The following is a 21,939-nucleotide window of genomic DNA, read 5'->3' on the forward strand; positions in this document are numbered from 1 at the left end:
ATATTTGACGAGCGCCGCGATCGCGAGCAGAAGGGCGACCAACACCAGGACCCAGATGAGGGCCATACCGCCCATCATCCACATGCTACCTGCCCCCCCATCATGGCCATCATCCTCCAAGGCCGGCTAAAGCGCGACTTCGCTGGTGCCGACTGGCAATTGCGTGGTGAGTTAGGTCGCTGTCAACCCTTGTCAAAGCGACCGTGATTCCGATTGACGGTCATGCCTCCGGCAATCTTACATCCCCCCGCCGCAGCCATCGGAAAGGTTCCACACGTCGACGATTTGCTCGCCGGTGAAACCGTGCTCGTGGAGCAGGTATTTCGCCAGTCCGCCATACACCTTCCAGCGCCAGCATGGACAGCAGCAGGGGCCTTTCTCCTCGGAATTGGCCATCGCGTAGTCATAGGCCTTCTGCTCGTCGCCGGTGAGCTTCAGATCGTAGTAGGGCATCATCCGCTGCGCTGTCGCCGCCGCTATGTCGTACGGATCGCCGGGGATCATCGGGATGGCGCGATACTTGGCGAGCCCCCTCACCTGCTCGACATAGCGTTTCATTTCCATCGGGCTGCAACATGAGCCCGTGATCCGCGACACCGCCGGCATGGTCGCGATCGACTCCGTGAATTTGGCCGAGCAGGTGCTGTTGCCGTTCTGGCTGAGATCCTTGAACCGCTTGGCCAATTCCGGATCGTCGGCGGCGATTGCCAAATCGGGTTGCGTTAGAAAGCCCGCAGCCGTAGCGACGCCAAACACGCCAAGAACAATGGTGCGCCGGTTAGGGGTGTTGGTCATTTGCCGGCCCTTGCTTGCCTGATCAACTTCTTCATCGTCTCAAGATCGGTCGCACCCGGAAAAATCTGATCGCCAACGACGAAGCCTGGCGTTCCCGTGATCTTCAGCGCCTGTGCCAGCTCCGTGTTGCGATCGATCAATGCCTGGATGTCGGGCTGCTGCATATCGCTCTTCATCCGCTCGACATCGAGCCCAGCCTCACCAGCGATCCTAAGCACGACCGCTTCTGTCACTCTTGTTCGGGACGCATAAAGCGCCTTGTGGAATTCCTGATATTTGCCCTGGCGTTCGGCCGCTAGCGCTGCCTTGGCCGCGAACAGGGAGTCCGGGCCGAGTATGGGGAACTCCTTGTAGACGATTTTGAGCTGGGGATCGCCAGCGACGGCCTGATCCATGATCGGCGCCATCACCCGGCAATAGGGGCAATTGTAGTCGAAGAATTCGACCAGCGTGACATTGCCGTCAGCGTTGCCGCCGATAGGGCTCTGCTTGTCGCGGAAGATGTCGTCGGCGCGCGCCTTGAGCACCTGCTTCGCCTGGGCTGCCTCTGCTTCGCGCTGGCGCTCGTCCAGGCTTTGCAGGGCCTGCACGAGAACTTCCGGATGTGCCAGTATGTAGTCGTGTATCCTCTGGTCGAGCTGGTCCTGAGACATTTCGCCGGCCGCGAACGCCGTCCCAAGGGCGCCCTGAAAGCTTGGATTGAGCAGAAGCCATCCAGTCAGGCCGGCAAGCAGGAGCGTGCGAGCCAGCCAGCCACACCGATGCGCTTGTCTGGTAATCATAGGTGTTTCTCCTTGTAAGGGCTCATTGTCCGCCAGGTTGCGCCGTCGCACCGATCCCCAACACCTGGGCATCCACTTCGATCGCGTCGGCTTTCTCGAATGTCAGGGTGAGCGGCACGGTCTCACCCTCCTTGAGTTGGTGCTTCAGCCCAAGCAGCATCATGTGGATGCCGCCAGGCTTGAAGATGACCGGGACGCCGGGATGTAACTCGATAGCCAAAAGCCGGGTCATCTTCGCCACGCCATCATCGACGGCCATGGCGTGAAACTGAATTTTCTCGGCGACTGGGCTCGTCACGTTCAGCAGACGATCTTCACCGGGGCCGCGATTTGTCACCGTAAGATAGCCTCCGCCGGTGACCGCCATATTGGGTGTTGCCCGCGCCCAAGCCTTTTCGACGACGATCTGGTTCGACGCGGCGACGGCATTGCCGACGTTCAGCAGACCAAGGGCCAGCATGACAGTTGCGTAGATGGTCCTCACCGTTTCACTCCTTCGTCCAACGATCAGCGATCAGATCGAACACTTTGGCAGCAGCGTGCATCGCCCGCGCTGATCGGTCCTACCAAGTTAGAGGCCGCCAGCCTTGTGGCCGTCGGCCCGTCGTCAGTCGGAATTCCGAGATCGGTTGCTGGTTGCTGCCTGGCGGACGATCCGCCCACCATCCGGTTCATGCACAGGCCAAGCGCGCACATAGCAAGGCAGGGCAGCAGGCTGAGCAGCACCGGCGCGACGCCGGCGGCGACCAGCCATGACCAGTTGAAGGCAAGGCCGGCGGCAACGATGACCGCGCCGGCCGCGATCAGGCCACGCCGACCGCGGAGATAGGGGCGAATCTCCGGGAGGAAGTCGCGGCGCGACGAAGTCTCGCTGGCCTGGGTCAGTTCAGTGGTGCTCATGTCATTTCCTTTCTCTTTTGGCGGCGATACGGCCGCGGATGAAGTCGACCATGTCGGGTGCATCCCATTCGGCCGGGCCGATCAGCCGGCCGATTTCCTTGCCGCCACGATTGATCAACAGGGTCGTCGGCAGGCCCACCGCACCGAGCGTGAAGATGGCCTTGGCCGAAGTGTCGATGTTCAGGGCAAGGTGTGTAATGCCGATATCGGCATAGAATTTCTTCACGGCGTCCGGGCCTTTCCGGTCCATGGACAGCGCGACGACCTCGAAGTCCGGCCCACCGAGCTTGGCCTGCAGCCGGTCGAGCGTCGGCATCTCCTTGCGGCAAGGCGCGCACCATGTCGCCCAGATGTTGAGCAACACCACCTTGCCGGAATAGTCGGCGAGCGTTTTCGGCTGGCCGGCGGCATCCATGAAGCTGACCACCGGCACTGCTGCAGGCGCTTCCAGAACGGCGAGATTCTGCGGCGCCTCCGCCGCCCTGGTGGGCAGCGGAATCGCCAGCAGCAAGCCGATCAGGGCGATGGCCCGTTTGCTTTTGTTCACGGTGCCTACTCCGTGGCGTAGACGGTCGGCGCCTTGCCGTCCTTGGTGAAGGCGTAGATCGTCCAGGTCTCGCTTTTTTCGCCACCCATGCCGGGCGCGCCCGCCGGCATGCCGGCCAGCGTAATGCCTGATATGGCGGGACGTTCCGTGAGCAGCTTTTTGACGATCTCGACCGGCACTAGGCCGTCGACGACATAGCCGTCTACCATCAGCGTATGGCAGCCTTCGAGGTCAGCCGGCACGCCGGCATCGCTGCTGATCTGCGAAAGGTTGTTGACCGGCTTGATGTCGACCTTGAAGCCGTTGTGCTCCAGGTAGTTGGCATAGGATTCACAGCAGCTGCATTGTGGGTTCTTGTACATCACCGCACTGATAGTCGCCGCGAATGCAGGCAGCGGTGTTGCGATCAGTGCGGCAAGAGCAGCGAGGCGGTAGGTCAGCTTCATTGAAATCTCCTCTGGTTGCAGAAATTCGGATCGTTATTCCGTCGCGTAGACGGTCGGCGCCTTGCCATCCCTGGTGAAGGCGTAAATCTTCCAACTCTCGGTTTTCTGGCCGCGCATCCCCGGCGACCCCATCGGCATGCCGGCCATCGCGATGCCGGTAATGGCGGGGTGCTCGACGAGCATCTTCTTGACCACGTCGACCGGTACAAAGCCGTCGACCACGTAGCCACCGACAACGACGGAATGGCAGCCTTCGAGATCGGCCGGAACGCCAAGTCTGGCACTCACCTGAGACAGATCGTTGGTCGGCTTGATGTCGACCTTGAAGCCGTTCCGTTCGAGATAGGCTGCGTACGTCTCGCAGCAGCTGCAGCTCGGGTTCTTATACATCACGGCGTCGATCGTCGCCGCGAATGCGGGCATTGGGGTTGAGATCAACAGGGCAAGGGCGGCGAGGCGATAGGTCAGCTTCATTGCAGTTCTCCTTTGAGTGAGCGGTTTGGATTCATTTCACACGGAACACGGTCATCAGACCGGCCATCTGGTGGTCGGCGACATGGCAGTGCAGCATCCAGTCGCCCGGATTGTCGGCGACAAAAGCGCATTCGATCACATCCTTGGGGGCCATCAGCACCGTGTCCTGCCACTGCCGGTGCGGCACCGGCGCGCCGTTGCGCGACAGCACCGACAGGCTGAAGCCGTGGACATGCATGGGATGCCACCAGGCGGTTTCGTTGCGCATGGTGAGGTGGCAAGAGGCGCCCCGCTCGAGCGTGAACTGTGGCGCCATGCCGGCATGACCGTCGCCGGTCATCGACATGCCGTTGATCGCCCAGGCGGCACCACCGTTCATGCCGGGCATCCCCATGCCCGGCATGCCGCCGACGCCGGCGAGCTTGCCGCCGCCCATCATGCCGCCCTGCAGCACGATCTCATGGTGCATGGCGTTCGCCAGGTCCGGCTCGGGCAACGGATTTCGCGGCAGGCCGACAGACGCATCGAGTGGATGCGCACGCAGCGGAGACACCTTGTCATAGGCAAGGTTGGTCAGCGTATAGGCAAGCCCGCCATAGAAATCGTCGATCACGGCATGCCGACTGCCGGGATCGCCCTGCATGTCGAGCGCGATGTCGATGCGCATCGCCGGCGCCAGCAGCAGACGGCCGTTCTCCGGCTCGTGCGGGTCGCAGGGCTGGCCGTCGATGGCGACGACGATCGGCCGATGACCTTCAAAGCGCAGTGCCATCATGCGGGCAAGCGCGGCATTGACGAGCCGCAGCCTGACACGCTCGCCGGTCCTCACGCCGAGGTCGGCTGGAGCCCTACCATTGATGGTGACGGCATTGCCGACACGGCCGGACATCGACGCATCCATCGCGCCGCCGAAGCCGCCGGCGATCTGCCCGTCGGCGGCGAGCCGCCAGTCCTGCAGCAGCCATAAAAGATCACGATCGACGAGGACGGGCTCCGCTTCGTCGACAATGAGCGGTCCAGCGAGCCCGCGGCCGAGCTGCACCAGGCTGTCCGTGTGGGGGTGATACCAGAAGGTCCCGGCATCGGGCGGCGTGAATTCGTAGACGAATGTCTCGCCCGGTTTGATGGGTGGCTGGGTCAGGCCTGGAACGCCGTCCATGGCGTTCGGCAGGCGGATGCCGTGCCAGTGGACGGTCGTGTCTTCGTCCAACCCGTTCTCGACGGTGATACGGACCGACCGCCCTTGCCGCAGGCGCAGCTTCGGACCGGGAACGGCGCTGTTGTAGGCCCAGACAGCAGTTGATGGACGGTCACTGCCGCCGAGCCGCGTTTGGCCCGGCGCGATCTTGATTGAGCGTTCGTCGACGGTGGAGGCGCGTGCGGGAGGCAGCGAAGCGGACACGGCAAGCCCCGCCCCCGCGACGAGAAGGTCTCGGCGCGAAATGTGGTATTTGAAATCGGAGTTCACCCTTCTGACCCTTTGCGATCTCGATCGATGGCGGGCATGCCGGCATCGACCTGGATTGGCATGCGCGCCCACGGCGCAACGATGCGCGCGCGGGCGATCAGGCGCCGGGAATCAGCCGTGATTCGGCTGAAACGGCGTCAGGCGCTGGGTCTGGGAGGGTAAGGATCGGGCAGAGAACTTCGCCCGTGAAGGAACGGGGTGGCCAAGGCCGATGGCTGCTGCATCGAAGGAACCGGCGTTACCCTGAAATCCTGCGGCAGCACGGCAAGCGCCGGCGCTATGCAGATCGGCGGACACTGCATCGGGCCGCCTTTGTCGCTCGTGTCCTTAAGGCAGGCGTTGCAATCGCCCTTCATGGGTGTCTCGGCCATTTTGCCCATGCCCGTATCGGCTGGCATCATCATTGCGCCCGCCATGCGGACTGACATGATGCTGGCCTGGGCGGCGGACAGGCTGAACCCCGCGGCCAGGAAGACCGCGAGCAGCATGACCAAAAGATGTTTTGGCGAAAGCCGAGCCATAGCCCGCTCAGGCTGACGGCAAAGCATGGCTTTTGCAAGTCCCAAGCCCGTGATTGGCCGATGCTGCGACATCAAGGCTGGAACCTGGCGCGGGTTATGGCGGCACACGGCAGGCTTCATCGATACTCGAAGATCGACCTGAATATGCCCGGTGCGATCACCGACAGCGGGTTGATGTCGAGCACCGGCTTGTTGGCATTGCCCCTCAGCCGGTAGGTGACACCGATCAGGCCGCGGTCGCGGCCGTTGCCGAGAAGCGCGCCGACGATCGGCAGTTCGCCGAAGATGCGGTTGAGGCCGTAGACCGGCATGAAGGTGCCGGTCATGTCCATATTGTTGTTCTGATCGTAGAGGATGCCCTGGAACGTCGTGCCGATGCGCGGGCCGCGCAGCACGCCATTGGCCAGCTTCAGATAGCCGCTGCCTTTCTCGATCTCGGCATAGCCGCGCTCGAACTTCACCCGCGACGTGTCGAGATTGCCCTTGACCGCCTGGTTGAGGCTGCGGTTGTCGCCGGCCGGCGTGGTCGAGACGATGGAGGCGAGTTTTGGTTCGTTGACGATGAAGAAATTGCTGGTGTCGACCTTGCCCTTCATCGGCCCGTCGCCGGCCCCGGTCAGCGCCAGCGTGATCGAGCCGCCTTCCATATGCTCGTAGACGTTCAGAAACCTCAATATCGCGCCGGCGTCCGCGGACTGCACGTTGAGCGAGCGCCGGCCGTCACCGGTGGTGTTGCTGATGGCGATGGCGGCGCCGGAACTTGCCGTGGCGCTGACCTTTAGCCCGTTCACCCTTGAACCGGCGGCACTATAGTCAAGCTTCAAATTGGACAGTTGCTCATCGTGGAAACCGGTGAGCTGCTCGACGTCGGCGCTGACCGAAATGTTGTCTGTTCCGGTCGTCTTGGTCGCGGTGTCGACATCGGACGTGAACTGCTTGATAAGCGAACGGGCGTCGAGTGCGTTGCCGGAGATGTCGACCGCATAGCCCTTGCCCGATCGCTTCACCGAAATCGCGACATCGTCGCCCCGGTTCAGGGTGACTTTGCTAAACTTGGCCGACGACAGGGCGCTGTTGACCAGCACGATGCTGCCCTCGATGGAGAAGGTTTTGCCGTCGAGGTTGAAATCGGACAGTGTCGTGGTGTCTCCGGCCTTGGTCATGACGAAGGTGACGCTGGCTGGAACCCCTGCCCCCTTGCTCCAGCCGGCCCATGGAATGTCCAGCCTGGCATTGGTCAGGTCGGCCGAGACGTTCTGGTTGCCGCTGCCGCTCTTGTCGATCGCGACCTTCACCGTTCCGCCGAGCAGCGGCGTCAGGCCGGGCATGGCGGCGGCGCGGATCTTGTCGTCGAGCACCAGCGCCACCTTGCGGCTGCGCGCCGGCCCGTCATCCGCCAGCGGCTCGACAATATCGAGTTCGGCAGGAATGCCGTTCAGCGATGCCTTGGCGGAGATCACAGCCTTTTCGGGATCGACCGTGATCGAGCCGTCGGCATCGGTCACGGTCTGCCCATCGAATGGCTTGGCCAGCGACAGGCCGGTGTAGTCGAGCGACACCAGCCAGTCGAGTTTCGAGGTGTCGACGCCGGACTGCAAGGGAATGTCAGCCCGGACATGGCCGGTAACGTTGCCGGACAGGTCATCCGGCAGGAAGCCGACATGGCGCATGGCATTGATCGGTTCGTAGGAGGCGAGTTCTGCGACAGCCGGCGCCTCCCCCTCGACGTCGATGTCGAGTGCGCCGATGACCGGCGGGTGGTTAGCCGCCTTGACGCTCAGTGTGCCGTTGCTGGCCGCCACGGTGCGGCCGCTGGGCATGAACACGGTGCCCGAGGAGAGCGAAACATCGACGTCATTGCCGTGGAAGGCGACGACGCCGACGGCGTCGCGTATCGGCGGAATGCGGCCGGCCGTGTCAAAACGCGACCCTTCGATCTGGAAGCGGCCGAACACCTCGTCGGCCGAAAGCGGCACGCCGTTGCCGAGGCGATCCGGTACGACCTGGAATTGGAGGTTGGCGTCGACGACGCGGCCGCCGAACAGGTTGTTCAGCACCCAGAGCCGAGCGTTGCGGGCCGAGAACCACGGCCACAGTTGCTTGACGTGCGAGACCGGCATGTGATGGACGTTGAGCGCCAGATTGATCCCGGGAGCCTTGCCGTCAACGAACTGCACGGCCGCGGTGCCAAGCACCTCGCCGGAAGCGGCGGACCGAACCGCGATCTGCTCGGCCACCAATTTATGGCTTTTGGTCTGATAGACGCCGGCAATGCGGGCGAGGAAAGTCAGCGCGGGCTCAGGCGATTCCGACGGCGCCAGGGTCGAACCGTCGCTGGTCAGGTCATAACGATAAGCAGGCTCATCGCCGGCAGCGCCGGTCGAGGGCTTGGGTCCGATCGAGCCGGCGAAATCGAAAGAAGACCGACCGATTTTCAGAAGCAGCTTGTCCACCTGGATCTTGTTGCTGCCGTCGACAAGCGTCGCATCGACATCAACGTCGGCCGGCAGCAAGCCGCGCGTGCCAAGATCAAGCACGGAACCCGTCGACGACAGGGCGGCCGTCAGCCGTGACGCCGTGGTGCCGGCTCCTTCCGATCCCGTCAGCTTCAATGCGACCGCACCCAGCTTCCCGGCGCCGGCCGCGGTTTCCTCGGCAGCCGCCAGGTCGACGCTTGCATTCAGCGCCGTCACGCGGTGCGCCGCGATATCGCGAGTCGCGGAAGCGGCAAGGGTGACCTTTCTGCCATCGACATCCGCCTCGGAGGAAAACGCCATGCCGCCCGGCCCCGACTGTACGACGCTGGCGTCGGCGATCTTGATCCGTTTGACGGCCCCGGTTTCGGGCAGCACGAACTCGACATTGCTGAGATCGATCCGGCGCATGGAATCTTCTCGCACGGCGTCTAGCGCACGATGGATGTTGCCGAACACTACCTCGGACAGTTTCTCCGGATCGACGAGGCCGTCCTCATTGCGCAATTGCGCTGTCCAGTCGCCGCCGGACGGCATCGCCGCCACCATGATGTGAGCATCCGAGATCCTGGCGCTGGTCAGCCGCACCTCCCCCCACAGCAGTGGTATCAGACGGACGCCGAAGCGCACACGACCGGCATCGGCCATGGGCTTGCCGTCGCTGGTTTCCAGACTGACATCGCTCACCTGGAGCGCGACGAAGCTCGAACTGTCGAGCGTGATGCGCGCCGGGCCGACCGCGACACGGACATCGACGCCGGCGAGTTTCTCGATGGCGGTTTCCGCCTCGATGCGCAGCCGGTCTGACCCGATGCCGGAAAGGCCGATGAGATAGACGGCCGTCGCGGCCAGCAGGATGAACGCGACCACGCCGGCGAACACGCGCGAGAGGATGCGGAAGCCGCGGCCGATCGACGCCTGACCGAGCGGTGGGACGCGGCACGCGGACGGCAAGGCTCCCAGGTCGGTGATCTCGTCACGCCTGAACCTGATCTTTTCGTGCTGCGGTTGCTCCAGATCCACGCAATCTTCCGTTGTACAAACTCGCTCGTGGACGAATCCCCGGTCGACACTATATCGGTGTGGCTTCGCGCGTAACCTCAAACAAGGGCATCGATATGGCTGACCTCGACGTGGGCGATCTTGCGCCGCAATTCGACCTGCCGCGAGATGGTGGCGGGTCTCTAAGCCTTTCGGCCTCGTCCGGTAAACCCGTCGTCCTCTATTTCTATCCGCAGGACGACACGACGAGCTGTACGCAAGAGGCAATCAGTTTTTCGCAGCTGAAACCCGAATTCGAGAAGGCAGGCGCCGTCGTGATCGGTCTGTCACCCGACAACGTCAAGAAGCACGACAAGTTCAAATCAAAGTACAATCTCACCATCGACCTCGCCGCCGACGAGGAGCGCAAGGTCATCGAGGCCTATCACCTGTGGGTCGAGAAATCGATGTATGGCCGCAAATACATGGGCGTCGAGCGCGCGACGTTCCTGATCGGCCGTGACGGCCGGATCGCCAGGATTTGGCGCAAGGTCCGGGTCAAGGGCCATGCCGAAGAGGTGTTGGAGGCCGTTCGCGCGCTTTGATTTCGCGAAGATCAGACGAGCCTTCCTACTCGTCGGGTGTTTCCGCTTTCGGCGACCGCCGCGCCCACGAGGTTTTCGAAACATGGCTTACATGATCGGCCAGCGCGGCGAGGTGGCCGCGCAGGCCACGCGCGCCGATCATCGACGACAGCTTGACTGATTGCGTGGCGAAGCGCCGCTTGAAATCCTCGCCGCCGCAGAGAAAATCAACCTTGGCAAGGCCACGGTCGAGCGACCACTGGATATAGTCCATCATCAGCACCATGCCCGGCGAGGCGCGCTCATATTCGGGATCATAGGTGGTGACGAAAGCCATCATCGTGCCGTGCTGCTCGAAATTGATCGAGACGGCGACGATCGTGTCGTCAAGCTCCAACACGAAGATACGCAACAGGCCGAGTTCGGCCAGCACGGAAATTAGCGCGGCGAGAACGGGCGAGCCCTTGTCGAACAGATCCGAAACGCGACCATGCCGGGCGAGCCAGAGGCGCTTCAGCACCGCGACCCGCGCAAGCACCGGTTCGCGCGGCTCGTTCGCATCCAGCAGGCGGAAACGCAATGCACCGCCTTCCTCCATGAACTTGCGGCCACGACGGTAGTTCTGCCGGGCTTTCTTGGACAGCGTCTCGAACCATTCCGCCCCACTCTGCCAGGGACCCGCGACACGGTAGCTGATTTCACTGCGGTGGTTGGGCCGAAGCGCCTTGTCATGGCGCGAGGCCGGGTCCAGCAGGCCACGAACACTGGCATCCGGCAGCAGACGGTTGAGATAGATCAGGTCAAAGCCGCCCTGGTCAAAAACATGCTGCCAGAGGCGGGCGATCGCCTGCGGGTCGCTGTCGGGGGTAAACAGCGCGTCGCCATAGTCACTGTGATCCTTCGCCGCCCATTCGAGTATGCGGATGCCGGAGCGCTTGAAAGTAGCGAGCGCTATCACGCCATCGAGCCGGTCGCCGTTCCAGGCAAGCCCGATCCTGAGCGTGCGCCGCTCCTGATGCGGGGTGGTGCGCCACCAGGCCGCGATCCAATCCGGGTGCTGGAAGACAAGCCCGCCGGCCCGCTGCCAGAGCGCGGTCCAGGCCGGTGCGATCTCGGTCAGGCGGTCCGCCGATGTGACGACTTCGAAGCTGCGTGTGCGCGGGATGGCGAGCACGAAGGGAGCGTTCATGGCCGTGTCCCTTCCGAGGATCGTGAGGTCCTTCGCTTTCCTGACCGGATGCGCCTGGCAATATGCCCCCACATCCGCTTCAGCGGCATGACGTAGAGGCCGGCGAGCGACTGGTAGTCGCGCACATCGCGGTCGACCAGCCCGAACTTGAAGTCCTCGTCGGGCTTCGGCACGCACAAAGTTCCGAAGAGCCGGTCCCAGAACGAGAAGAGCAGGCCGAAATTCTTGTCGTAGTGGCGTGGATCGGTGCTGTGATGCAGCTGGTGCCAATGAGGACACAGGACCACATTGTTGAGCGGACCGAACGAGATCTTGAAGTGCGTGTGCCTGACGAAATCCATCATCAGGATGTTGCGCATGACGTAGACGTTAACGCCAAAGACGGTCAGTTCGACAAGGTTCAGCGAAATCAGCGACCAGATGCCGAAGCAGACGCCGACGATGACGCCATCCCAGGCGCGATTCATCAGCTCGTCGAGCGGATGGACCCGGTCCTTGGTGATCCCGACCATCACCTCGGCGGAGTGATGCACCTTGTGCAGCTCCCAAAGCACGGGATAGCGATGCTGGGCGACGTGATAGAGATAATAGGAAATGTCGTAGGCGAGCAGCATGGTGAGGGTGAAGATCAGCACCGTCACCGGCCCTGCCGGCCCCTCGACCAGCGGCGGCTGGAACTGGAAGAGTGTCGAAAACAGCCAATTGGTGCCGTAGCCCACCGCCGTGACGAAGACGATACCGGCGGGCAGCATCAGGAAGGGCATCAGTGCCTTCTTCGTGACCCAGAACATCAGGTCGGCCTTCGCCGACGGATGGGTGATGACCTCATGCGGGACGACGAACTCGAAGAACTCCTTCCAGCTCTTCTCCTCGACTGTGCGCCAATAGGCCACGAGCGCGCTGACAAGGGCAGTCATCAGCAAAAGCCCGGTCGCCAGCAGACTGGTGCCCGACAACTTGTCGAGGATCTTGCCAACCAGATCGCTCAGCATTCCTGCCGCCATAGTGAATCCCAAACCCCGGCATGCTTTTAATCGAAAACCGTCAATTAAACGCAATCGAAGACAGTTAAGGAAACCTAGACCTTAATCCGACGGCGACAGGCCGTTCTGCTGGCAGCAGATTGGTGCTCATCGCCAATGATTTCGTGGCGTTGCGCACGCTTCCTTGGTCATTTTCATGCAACCCCTCGCCCGCGCCGCGTGCATTCAGCGCCGCGCAATCGGTTCGGCAAGCCTTTGTTAACCCTAATAATGTGTAATCAAGCAGTCGTGGTGTCGTAAACGAAAGCTTGGTCCCGTGAACGCAACCGGTCAGTCCGCAGTCTTCGGCAGGCGCAAGGAACCCCACACGGTCATCATCGCCCGCGGCAATGAGATCAGGCATTTCACCATCCGGCCCTGGCTCGCGGCATTCATCGGTTCAGCCCTCGCCGCCATTGCCATCGGCTACCTCCTGGCCACGTCCTATCTCGTGCTGCGCGACGACCTGATCGGCGCCACCACCGCGCGCCAGGCACGCATGCAGCAGGCCTACGAAGACCGTATTTCAGCACTTCGCGCCCAGGTCGACCGCATCACCAGCCGCCAGTTGCTCGACCAGCAATTGATGGAGAACAAGGTCAGCGAACTGATTGAACGCCAGACGCAGCTCAGCCAGCGTCACGGCCGTCTCGGCCCGCTGCTCGAGCGCGCCGAGAACGACGTCGGAACGGCGCCAGCCGAAGATCCGGCAGCCGCTGCCAAGCCTGACAAGCATGCCGAGGTGACCGGTAGCATCACCAAGCCCGCGCAAAACTACGCAGTGGCCGACCTGAGCGGCGACCTCGGCGTCGCCGACACCAGGCCGTTCTCCTTGTGGTCGACCCGCTCGGATCCGCTGCCCAATGATTCAGCCGCCGATCGTGCCGACAAACTGTTCGTCTCCATCAACCAGTCGCTGAAATCGATCGAGAGCGAGCAGCTCAGCCGCATCAATACGCTCGCCGACAATGCCTACAAGAGCGCCGACGCGATCACCCAGGCACTTCAAGCGGCCGGCTTGCCGGTCGACAGCGATTTCGGCAAGAACGAGAGCGATGTCGGCGGACCGCTGATCCCGCTCAACAGTTCGATGATGTTCGACAGCAAGGTCAAGGAGCTGGACGAAGCGCTGGACACGCTCGACCATCTCAAGAAGGAAGCGCGCCAGCTGCCGCTTGCCAACCCCGCCCCCGGCCATTCCGTCACCAGCCCATTCGGCGTGCGCACCGACCCTATCCTCGGCACCGCAGCGCTGCATTCCGGCATGGATTTCAGGGCGCCGATCGGCATGGACGCAAAGGTCACGGCGCCCGGCATCGTCACCAAGGCGGGCTGGAATGGCGGCTATGGCCGCATGGTCGAGGTCGACCACGGCAATGGCTTTGCGACCCGTTACGGGCATCTCAGTGAAATCGACGTGACCGTGGGCGAGAAGCTGGACGCCGGCGCCGTCATCGGCAAGACTGGCAGCAGCGGTCGATCGACCGGCCCGCATCTGCATTATGAAGTGCGCCACAATGGCGAAGCGATCGACCCCTTGCGCTTCCTCACCGTCGGCAAGAAGGTCGCCCAATACCTCTAAGCTGCGCCAGCCCTGACCTGATCGGCTCCAATACCCTCTCGAACCAAGTCTGCCCCGCTCTGCAAGCAATCCGGATCTGGGTGAACGCTGTCCGCGCGGGCCGCGACCGTCAGCCGACCGCTTCGGCTCCTCTCTGAGCAGCGACCTAGCCAGCACCTCATCCCAACGTGCTGGCAAGCGACTTGTCCACGGCGGTTCGCCCTGCCGGTGTTGACACAATTCCAGTTGTAGGATGATATGCATAACCATACGCCACAACATCAGCGCCGACCCGATAATGACCATCCACGGCATCTCGCCTGACGTTCTCGCCGCCCTGGAGCATGTGCTGGGGCAGAACGGCGTGGCCGCCGATGCGGCCGACATGGCGAAATACCTCGTGGACTGGTCCGGCGATCATCATGGCGGCGCGCTTGCCGTGCTGAAGCCGGCGTCAGTCGCCGAGGTCCAGGCCGCGGTGCGGCTGTGCGGCAGGCTTGGGCTGGCGATGATCCCGCAAGGCGGCAACACCGGGCTTGTCGCGGGTGCGATCGACATCGGCACGGCCGACGGCGCGGTGATCATCAGCCTGGAGCGGCTGAACAGGATCCGCCTCGTCGACGCCGACAATTTCATCCTGCAGGCCGACGCCGGCTGCATCCTGCAGCACATCAAGGATGTATCAGAGGAGCAGGACTGCCTGTTTCCGCTGGCGCTCGGCGCGCAAGGCAGCTGCCAGATCGGCGGCAATGCCGCCAGCAATGCCGGCGGCGTCAACGTGCTGCGCTACGGCATGGCCCGCGACCTCATTGTCGGCCTGGAAGTGGTGCTGCCGGACGGCGAACTGTGGAGCGGCTTTTCCGGCCTGCGCAAGGACAACCGTGGTTACGACCTGAAGCAGCTTTTCATCGGCGCCGAGGGTACGCTGGGCATCATCACCGGCGTCGAGGTCAAACTGTTTCCGAGACCCGGCAAGGTCGATACGGCGTATCTGGGGCTTCCTTCATTCGAAGCGGCGATCACACTGTTCAAACAAGCCCGGCGCCAATGCTCCGACCTGATATCCGCTTTCGAGATCATCGGCGCGGAATGCGTGGAGCTGGTGCGTCTCCTCGACCCGAACATCGTTGCGCCGGTCACGGCCCCTGTCCATGTGCTGATCGAATTGTCGTCGAGTGCCGCGATCGATTTGCGCAGCCTGCTGGTGAATTTCCTTGCCGGCACGATGGAAGAAGAACTGGTCACCGATGCCGTTCTGGCCGAGAGCGGCGCACAGGCCAGGACGTTCTGGGCCATCCGCGAAGGGCTGGTCGAGGGCCAGGCCAAGCGCGGGTACCATGTGCGCACCGATCTTTCGGTGCGTATCTCCGACATCCCCATGCTCATCGCCCAGGCCCGCGATTTTATCGCGCAGGGGCACCCCGGCTGGATCTCACAGGCCTATGGGCACGCGGGCGACGGCAACATCCATTTCAACGTGCTGCCGCCGCTCGACCTTGCCGAGTCCGACGCCCGCGCCAGGGGCATCACCATCACCGCCGGGCTGTACGACATCACCAACGCCCTCGGCGGCTCGATCAGCGCCGAGCATGGCATCGGGCGCACCCGTCAGCGTGTCTATTGGGCTGGAATGTCCGCTGTCCAGCGCCGGCTCGTGAGCACACTGAAAGATGCGCTCGATCCGGACAGGCTGATGAACCCCGGCTGCCTCTTTCCCGCGACGGAGACTTCTTCATGAAACAAAGACTGGCCGCCATCGGCACTGTCGAAGCGCTGCCGCACCGGGTCGCGGCGTTCCTCAGTCGCGAGATCGAGTCCGGCGACCTCAATCCGGGCAGCTTGCTGCCGACGGAGCAGCAGCTTTCGGAGAAATTCGGCGTCAGCCGCAACGTCGTGCGCGAGGCGATCGCGCAATTGCGTGCCGACGGCATGGTGGAGGCGCGGCAAGGCATCGGCTCCTTCGTCCTGGCCCCGGAACAGCGCGCGGCGATCCGCATCGACCGCGAGACGCTGAAAGAAGGGCAGAACATGCAGCGGCTCTTCGAGCTGCGTTGCATCCTCGAGGCGGAATCCGCCGCCCTTGCCGCCGAACGCCGCGACCAGGAGCATCTCGACGCCATCAAGGCCGCCCTCGACCGCATGAGCGGCGAGGAACGCTGGGAGGACGGCAGCATCGACGCCGATCTGCTGTTCCATCGCGAAATCGCCCGGGCGACGGGCAACAGCTACATCCACACCTTCATTTCCTTCGTCTGCGAACAGATCCGCCGCTCGATCTATTACGCGCGGCAGACCAACCCCCTGCATGATCTGGTGGAAGTCAATGTCGGTGAGCATGTGCGCATCTATGAAGCGCTGGTCGCCGGCGACCCGGCAAAAGCCGAGGCCGCGATGCGCGCGCACATTATCGGCGCGGCCAACCGTGTCGGCGTCAAGCTGCCGTCTGCTCGGGGCGAACGCACCGGCGGAGGGAAATGAGCATGGCTGTCGCCAGCATCACCCGCATCTCCGACGTTTGCCTTCTCGTCGAGAATATCGAGCGGACGGTTGAGTTCTATGTCGACAAGCTCGGCTTTCGCCTGCGCCGCCGCGCCGAGGGTTTCGCCGACTTCCACAGCGAGGGCGTGACGCTGGCCGCCTGGGAGATCGACCATATCGGCCAGCATGCCGGCGTCTCCAAGCTGAAGTCGCCGCGCCATGCGCACAAGGTCTGTGTCGCCGTCCAGCTCGACACGCCTGATGAGATCGACCGGCTGCATGCCGAGCTGACGGCGAAGGGTGTGCCGTTTTATGGCCCGCCCGAAAACTATGTCTGGAATGCGCGCTGCGCCTATTTCACCGACCCGGACGACACGCTTTGGGAACTCTACGCCTGGCTCGACGGCGGCCCTGGCGACTACCACGACGAACAGCCGTAGACCACCCGCGCCAAGGGAACGGCGCGCAATGAAGAGACGAGACAGTCTTGCAACAGGAGCGAAAAATGAATGGGAATTTCGACATAAACCGCCGCAGCTTCATGAAGTCGGGCCTGGCGGCTGTTGCCGTGGCGTCGGGCGGAATGCAGCTGGCGCTGACCCCAGGCGCGAAGGCCGCCGGCAAGGTCGTCATCCAGTATGACTGGCTGATGTCCAACGGCCAGATCGGCGACATCGCCGCCGTCGCCAATGGCTACTTCAAGGATGCCGGGCTCGAGGTGGAATTCAGCCCAGGCGGGCCGAACGCCTCGACGGTGCCGCCGGTGATTTCGGGCGCGGCACAGCTTGGCCAATTCTCCGAAACGCCACAGCTGTTCGCCGCGCGCGCCAGCGGCGTGCCGGTGAAGATCATCGCTTGCGGCTTCCGCACCGGCCCCTACGCGCTCACCTCAAAGGCCTCGAATCCGATCAAGGGCGTGGCCGACCTCAAGGGCAAGAAGATCGGCATCCAGCCGACGGCGCGCTTCGTCATGGATGAGATCCTGGCCAAGAATGGCATCAGCGCATCCGATGTCACCGTCATCAATGTCGGCTTCGACAAGGGACCGCTGGTGCGTGGCGATGTCGACGCCATTGGTGGCTGGATCACCAACACGCAGGCGCTCAGCGTCGTTGGCGACGACCGCATCGACCTTCTGGTGCGCGACCTCGGCCTGAATTCCTATGCCGATGTCTATTTCGCCACCGACGCGGCGATCGAAAAGGACCCGGGCACGCTGGTCAAATTCATCGGCGCGGTCGCCAAGGGCTGGGGTTGGGTGCATGCCAACCCGCAGGAGGCGGTGAAGAAGATGGTCGCCGCCTACCCCGAAATGGACCTCGGCTGGGAAGAGAAGACCGTCAACCTCGTGCTCAAACTCTCCTTCGACGGCGCGACGGCCAAGGACGGCTGGGGCACGTTCGACCCCGCCTCGATCGAAGAGCAGCTGGCGCTGCTCGACAAGGTCGGTCAGTACCCGAACGGACGTCCGAAGGCGGCCGACGTCTACACCACCAAGATCCTCGAACTTTCGGCTGCCGACCGGCCGAAGCTCGACGCGCCCGCCGCCTGATGGCGAACGCGATCGAAGCCAGCAGGCTGGATGTCGGCTATGGCGGCCGCCAGGCGGCCGTCAAGGTGCTTTCCGGCCTCGACCTCAGCGTCGAGGCCGGCTCCTTCCTGTCGATCCTAGGGCCGTCCGGCTGCGGCAAGTCGACCTTGCTGCGCGTGGTCGCCGACCTGCTCGACCCGCTCGGCGGCACGATCCGCGTGCTTGGCGACACGCCGCATGCGGTGCGCTCGCGCCGCGATGTCGGCTTCGTCTTCCAGGATTCGACCCTGCTGCCCTGGCGCACGGTGCGCGACAATGTGCGCCTGCCGCTTGGCGTCGGGCAAGGCAGCCTGACGCGGAAAATCGAGGACCGTAGCGACGAATTGCTGGAATTGATGGGGCTGGCCGGCTTTGGCGAACGCCTGCCTCATCAGTTGTCCGGCGGCCAGCGCCAGCGTGTGGCGATTGCCCGCGCCTTGCTTGGCCAACCGAAGCTGCTGCTCATGGACGAACCGTTCGGGGCGCTCGACGAAATCACCCGCGATCGCCTAAATGACGAGCTTCTCAATCTGTGGCGGCGCACCGGCACGACGATCCTGTTCGTCACCCACTCGATTGCCGAAGCCGCCTATCTCGGTGAACGGGTTGTCGTTCTGGCCGCCAATCCGGGGCGGCTGATCAGGGATTTGGACCTGCGGCCGCTCAAGCAGGACGGCAACCGCTGCACGCGCGAAGACCCGGCGATCGTCGCCGCAATGGCGGAACTGCGGACCGCGCTGGAGCAGGCATCATGAGGCCCGCACCGCTCTCGCCGCAAATGGCAATAGCCCTGCCCGTTCTCGGCGCGGCGTCACTGCTTCTCGCCTGGCAGTATCTGCTGCCGCTGCTCGGCGTGCCGGCCTATATCGTGCCGACCCCGACCGCAATCTTCGGCGTCTTCCAGAAGAATTTCGCGCTGCTTATGGACAATCTCAGGCCGACGCTAATCGAGGCGCTGGCCGGCTTCGTCATCGGCAATCTTGCCGCCGTGCTGCTGGCGGTCCTGTTCGTGCACAACCGCATCCTGCAGGCCACCTATTTCCCGATCGTGCTGTTCTTCAACACGATTCCGATCCTGGCGTTGTCGCCGATCATCATCCTGATCTTCGGGCTCGGCATGACGCCGAAGATCGTCATCGCGGCGGTGATCTGCTTCTTCCCGACGCTGGTGAACATGATCCGCGGCCTGGATTCGGCGAGCGACAATGAGCACGAGCTGTTCCGTGTGCTGTCGGCGACCCGTTCGGAGATTTTCTGGAGCCTGCGGCTGCCGCGCGCGCTGCCGATGCTGTTCTCCTCGCTCAGGATTGCTTCAGCAACGGCAGTTATTGGCGCCATCGTCGGCGAATGGATCGGTTCGGACAAGGGCCTCGGCGCGCTGATCATCCAGGCGAGCTTCAATTACCAGTCGGACCGGCTTTACGCCGCGATCGTGCTGTCGTCCTGTCTGTCGATCGTGCTGTTCTGTGCCGTGGTGCTGGTCGAACGCCGGGTCATCAAATACTGACCAGAGCAATTCCAGGAAAAGTGTGAGCGGTTTTCCGTCGGGAATTGCGTCAAATCAATCTAGGCATGTCATCGGCTCGTGCAAGCCTTGCAAGAGCCGATCTTTGGATCGCTTTGATCAGTCGGTATTTTCCGGCTGCGCCGACAGAAATCTGGTCGCCGCCGCAACCAGTGTGGCCGCGCCAATTTTTAGCGCCGCCTCATCGACGCGAAATTTGGGATGGTGGAGCGGAAAGACCGATCCGACCGCCTCGTTGCGGATGCCGAGCCGGAAATAAACCGACGGGCGCTTCTCGCTGTAGTAGCCAAAATCGTCGGCAATGGTCCATCCGGGCGTGTTGAGGACATTGTCGGCGCCGACGCAGGCCTTGCCGCTGGCGGCAATCAGTTCGCTCATCTCGCCGTCATTGACGACCCCCGGCTCGCCCTTGTGGATGGCGAGCTCCACGCTGGCGCCGTGGCTCGCCGCAATGCCCTCCAGGATTTCGCGAACGCGCCGCCAGGCCTGTTCGCGGGTCGCGTTGCTGCCGCTGCGGATGGTGCCTTTCAAGCTAACCTTGCCGGCGATGACATTGTAGGCGCTGCCGCCATTGATGCCGGTGACTGAAATGACCAGCGGATCGTAAGGATCGATCTCGCGCGAAACGATCTTCTGCAATTCGCCGACCATGGAGCAGGCCACGACAATCGCATCGATGCCCTCATAGGGCTTTGCCGCGTGGGCCGCCTCGCCGATGACGATGGCGTCGAACGTATCGCATGCCAGCGTGTAGGGCCCCGAACGGACCGCGATCTTGCCGGATGGCGTATAGGGGTCGACGTGAAGGCAGATCGCGGCGTCGATATCATCGAGCAGCCCCTCTTCCACCACGCGTTTGCCGCCCGAGGGCGAGTCTTCTTCGGCCGGCTGGAAGATCAGGCGGACGGTTCCGCCAAAATCAGCTCTTGATCGATGGAGATGCGCGGCAACCGCGAAGCCCATCGAGGCATGGGCGTCGTGGCCGCAGGCATGCATCACGCCGGGATTGGCCGACGCATAATCGACACCGGACTCTTCTTCGATGGGCAACGCATCGATATCGGCGCGAATGGCAATCTTCCGGTTCGACGGCTTGCCGGTGCCGACAATATCGACGGCCAGGCCAAAGCCCGCGACGTCGCGAATGTCTGATATCCCCTCGCCGGCCAGCATTTGCCGGAGATAACGCTGCGTGTTGGCTTCGCGGTTGGAAAGCTCCGGATTGCGGTGCAGATGGCGCCGTATCTCGATCATCTGGTCGAGGATGCCGGCGTCTATATCGACTGCACTTGCAGCATCGGCTGTGACGACCGAACCTTCAGGATTTGACATGGATCTCTCGCGGGAACTTTGTCAGCGTCTCATGGCCGGTTTCAGTGACCAGAATGGTCTCGCTGATCTCGATCCCCCAGCCATCCATCCACATGCCGAGGATGGAATGAATGACGTTGCCGGGTTGAAGCACCGTCTTGTCGCCTGGCCTGAGGCTGATCGTGTGTTCGCCCCAATCCGGCGGATAGGCGACGCCGATGGAATAGCCGATGCGCGACTCCTTCTTCAGCCCGTAGCGCTGGATGACCTTGCGCCATGCAGCTTCGACTGCTTCGGCTGATGTTCCCGGCCTGACCGCATCGAGCACCGCGTCCATGCCCTCGATCACCGCCTTTGCCGTATCCGCGACACGCGTCGGCGTCTTGCCAAGCTGTATTGTTCTCGCCAGCCCGGCGGCATAGCGGCGGCACACGCCGGCAAGTTCCAGCGCAATCGTCTCGTTCTCTCCAAACCGCCGGTCGCTCCACATGATGTGCGGGGCCGAGGCATTCTCGCCGCCGAGGATTGTCGGTGGAAGGGCCGTGATGTCGCCGGCAAAGTCAGGACTGCCGGCGATCTGCGCCGCCTGAATGGCGGCAATCGCATCGCACTCGCGCACGCCAGGCGCGATCACCTCGAAGGCCCGTGCCACCGCCGCTTCGGCCAGGGTCGACGCCTTGCGCAGATACGCGATCTCGGGTGCCGATTTGACCGCACGGATCCAGTTCACCAGCAGATCGGCATCGTGCCATTTCGCATTGGGAAGTCCGGCTACCAGCCGGGCATGCGCTTTCGGTGAGAAATAATAGGCTTCGAGTTCGATGCCGATATGCCTGTTTCCCCAGCCCTTGGCGACGATCCAGTTGGCGATCCAGTCCATGGGATGGCGATCGGCACGCTGGACGTGATCTTCCGGGAAGCCAACCACATTTTCGGGCTTCATCCAGGCCGTCAGCAGACCGCCCGCCGCGTCCATGGCGCGCCCGATCCACACCGGCTCGACCTCCTCTATGGGAATCAGCACCACCTGCGGCGTGTAGAACGACCAGCCGTCATAGCCAGTGATGTAGTGCTGGTTGGCAACGTCGTTGACGACAAGGAGTTCGAGGCCGCGCCTCGCCATCTCGGCGCGGATCTTGCGAAGCCGCTGCTGGTACTCGTCGTGGGCAAACGGCAATTCGATCATCTCTACTCCATGCTCTGTTCAACGGTTGCGAGGCTTGCTCACCATTGAAGCGGTTTCGATAGGGCGGCAATCGGCCAAGGGCGGGACGTGAACAGGTCCTCAGTCGATTAGAGCTGCGGCTCTCT

General features: G+C 63.0%; 22 protein-coding genes. 9 read left to right on the top strand and 13 right to left on the bottom strand.

The window, feature by feature from the left end; translation table 11 throughout:
- Positions 1-237 precede the first annotated feature (237 nt).
- The 8 genes from CKW40_RS19475 to CKW40_RS19510 are packed head-to-tail and all read right to left on the bottom strand — an operon-like array spanning position 238 to position 5,412.
- Positions 238-795, bottom strand: a complete 558-nt coding sequence (locus CKW40_RS19475; protein WP_095201500.1) for a hypothetical protein — start codon at positions 793-795, stop codon at positions 238-240.
- Positions 792-1,577, bottom strand: coding sequence for a DsbA family protein (locus tag CKW40_RS19480; protein WP_095201501.1), 786 nt, complete (start codon positions 1,575-1,577; stop codon positions 792-794). The genes CKW40_RS19475 and CKW40_RS19480 overlap by 4 nt, the downstream gene beginning before the upstream one ends.
- Before the next feature lie 22 nt (positions 1,578-1,599).
- Positions 1,600-2,061 carry a copper chaperone PCu(A)C gene (locus tag CKW40_RS19485; protein ID WP_095201502.1) on the bottom strand — a complete coding sequence of 154 codons (462 nt, stop codon included), beginning with the start codon at positions 2,059-2,061 and terminating at the stop codon, positions 1,600-1,602.
- A gap of 23 nt (positions 2,062-2,084) precedes the next feature.
- A complete protein-coding gene (locus CKW40_RS44635; protein ID WP_244571218.1) occupies positions 2,085-2,477 on the bottom strand; it encodes a hypothetical protein in 393 nt (130 codons plus the stop codon).
- A gap of 1 nt (position 2,478) precedes the next feature.
- A complete protein-coding gene (locus CKW40_RS19495) occupies positions 2,479-3,024 on the bottom strand; it encodes a TlpA disulfide reductase family protein (RefSeq protein ID WP_095201503.1) in 546 nt (181 codons plus the stop codon).
- Between the two features lie 5 nt (positions 3,025-3,029).
- Positions 3,030-3,470, bottom strand: a complete 441-nt coding sequence (locus CKW40_RS19500) for a DUF411 domain-containing protein (RefSeq protein ID WP_095201504.1) — start codon at positions 3,468-3,470, stop codon at positions 3,030-3,032.
- 33 nt (positions 3,471-3,503) lie between these two features.
- Entirely contained in the window at positions 3,504-3,944 is a 441-nt protein-coding gene (locus tag CKW40_RS19505; RefSeq protein ID WP_095201505.1) for a DUF411 domain-containing protein, read from the bottom strand.
- A gap of 31 nt (positions 3,945-3,975) precedes the next feature.
- A complete protein-coding gene (locus CKW40_RS19510) occupies positions 3,976-5,412 on the bottom strand; it encodes a multicopper oxidase family protein (RefSeq protein ID WP_095201506.1) in 1,437 nt (478 codons plus the stop codon).
- A gap of 198 nt (positions 5,413-5,610) precedes the next feature.
- On the opposite strand from CKW40_RS19510, the gene CKW40_RS43820 reads away from it, so the two are divergent.
- Positions 5,611-5,949, top strand: coding sequence for a hypothetical protein (locus CKW40_RS43820; protein WP_179298022.1), 339 nt, complete (start codon positions 5,611-5,613; stop codon positions 5,947-5,949).
- A gap of 100 nt (positions 5,950-6,049) precedes the next feature.
- Here the strand turns inward: CKW40_RS43820 and CKW40_RS19520 are convergent, their stop codons facing one another.
- Positions 6,050-9,430, bottom strand: coding sequence for a YhdP family protein (locus tag CKW40_RS19520; RefSeq protein ID WP_095201508.1), 3,381 nt, complete (start codon positions 9,428-9,430; stop codon positions 6,050-6,052).
- 95 nt (positions 9,431-9,525) lie between these two features.
- On the opposite strand from CKW40_RS19520, the gene CKW40_RS19525 reads away from it, so the two are divergent.
- Positions 9,526-9,993 (top strand): peroxiredoxin, encoded by a 468-nt coding sequence (locus CKW40_RS19525; RefSeq protein ID WP_095201509.1) that lies wholly within the window; start codon positions 9,526-9,528, stop codon positions 9,991-9,993.
- A gap of 25 nt (positions 9,994-10,018) precedes the next feature.
- Here the strand turns inward: CKW40_RS19525 and CKW40_RS19530 are convergent, their stop codons facing one another.
- A complete protein-coding gene (locus tag CKW40_RS19530) occupies positions 10,019-11,161 on the bottom strand; it encodes a GNAT family N-acetyltransferase (protein WP_095201510.1) in 1,143 nt (380 codons plus the stop codon).
- The gene (locus CKW40_RS19535) at positions 11,158-12,153 is read right to left on the bottom strand and encodes a sterol desaturase family protein (protein ID WP_095201695.1); all 996 of its coding nucleotides are present in this window, start codon (positions 12,151-12,153) and stop codon (positions 11,158-11,160) included. Before CKW40_RS19535 ends, CKW40_RS19530 begins: the two co-directional genes overlap by 4 nt.
- A 307-nt stretch (positions 12,154-12,460) precedes the next feature.
- Between CKW40_RS19535 and CKW40_RS19540 the strand changes: the two genes are divergently transcribed.
- From CKW40_RS19540 to CKW40_RS19570, 7 genes are all read left to right on the top strand, one after another.
- On the top strand, positions 12,461-13,765 hold the full coding sequence (locus CKW40_RS19540; RefSeq protein WP_095201511.1) for a M23 family metallopeptidase: 1,305 nt from the start codon (positions 12,461-12,463) through the stop codon (positions 13,763-13,765).
- A gap of 277 nt (positions 13,766-14,042) precedes the next feature.
- Complete coding sequence (locus tag CKW40_RS19545) at positions 14,043-15,482, top strand: FAD-binding oxidoreductase (protein ID WP_095201696.1); 1,440 nt, start codon at positions 14,043-14,045, stop codon at positions 15,480-15,482.
- The gene (locus CKW40_RS19550; RefSeq protein ID WP_095201512.1) at positions 15,479-16,222 is read left to right on the top strand and encodes a FadR/GntR family transcriptional regulator; all 744 of its coding nucleotides are present in this window, start codon (positions 15,479-15,481) and stop codon (positions 16,220-16,222) included. The genes CKW40_RS19545 and CKW40_RS19550 overlap by 4 nt, the downstream gene beginning before the upstream one ends.
- Complete coding sequence (locus CKW40_RS19555) at positions 16,219-16,662, top strand: VOC family protein (RefSeq protein WP_095201513.1); 444 nt, start codon at positions 16,219-16,221, stop codon at positions 16,660-16,662. Before CKW40_RS19550 ends, CKW40_RS19555 begins: the two co-directional genes overlap by 4 nt.
- Before the next feature lie 65 nt (positions 16,663-16,727).
- Positions 16,728-17,774, top strand: coding sequence for an ABC transporter substrate-binding protein (locus CKW40_RS19560; protein WP_179298023.1), 1,047 nt, complete (start codon positions 16,728-16,730; stop codon positions 17,772-17,774).
- Positions 17,774-18,547, top strand: a complete 774-nt coding sequence (locus CKW40_RS19565) for an ABC transporter ATP-binding protein (protein WP_095201514.1) — start codon at positions 17,774-17,776, stop codon at positions 18,545-18,547. Before CKW40_RS19560 ends, CKW40_RS19565 begins: the two co-directional genes overlap by 1 nt.
- Positions 18,544-19,299 carry an ABC transporter permease gene (locus CKW40_RS19570; RefSeq protein WP_095201515.1) on the top strand — a complete coding sequence of 252 codons (756 nt, stop codon included), beginning with the start codon at positions 18,544-18,546 and terminating at the stop codon, positions 19,297-19,299. Before CKW40_RS19565 ends, CKW40_RS19570 begins: the two co-directional genes overlap by 4 nt.
- Positions 19,300-19,416: 117 nt before the next feature.
- Here CKW40_RS19570 and CKW40_RS19575 read toward each other — a convergent pair whose 3' ends face one another.
- Both CKW40_RS19575 and CKW40_RS19580 read right to left on the bottom strand, forming a co-directional pair.
- Entirely contained in the window at positions 19,417-20,649 is a 1,233-nt protein-coding gene (locus CKW40_RS19575) for a M20 metallopeptidase family protein (protein ID WP_095201516.1), read from the bottom strand.
- On the bottom strand, positions 20,636-21,814 hold the full coding sequence (locus CKW40_RS19580; RefSeq protein WP_095201517.1) for a M24 family metallopeptidase: 1,179 nt from the start codon (positions 21,812-21,814) through the stop codon (positions 20,636-20,638). The genes CKW40_RS19575 and CKW40_RS19580 overlap by 14 nt, the downstream gene beginning before the upstream one ends.
- Positions 21,815-21,939 lie beyond the last annotated feature (125 nt).

Origin of the sequence: Mesorhizobium carmichaelinearum, assembly GCF_900199455.1 — a bacterium.
Taxonomy (GTDB): domain Bacteria; phylum Pseudomonadota; class Alphaproteobacteria; order Rhizobiales; family Rhizobiaceae; genus Mesorhizobium; species Mesorhizobium carmichaelinearum.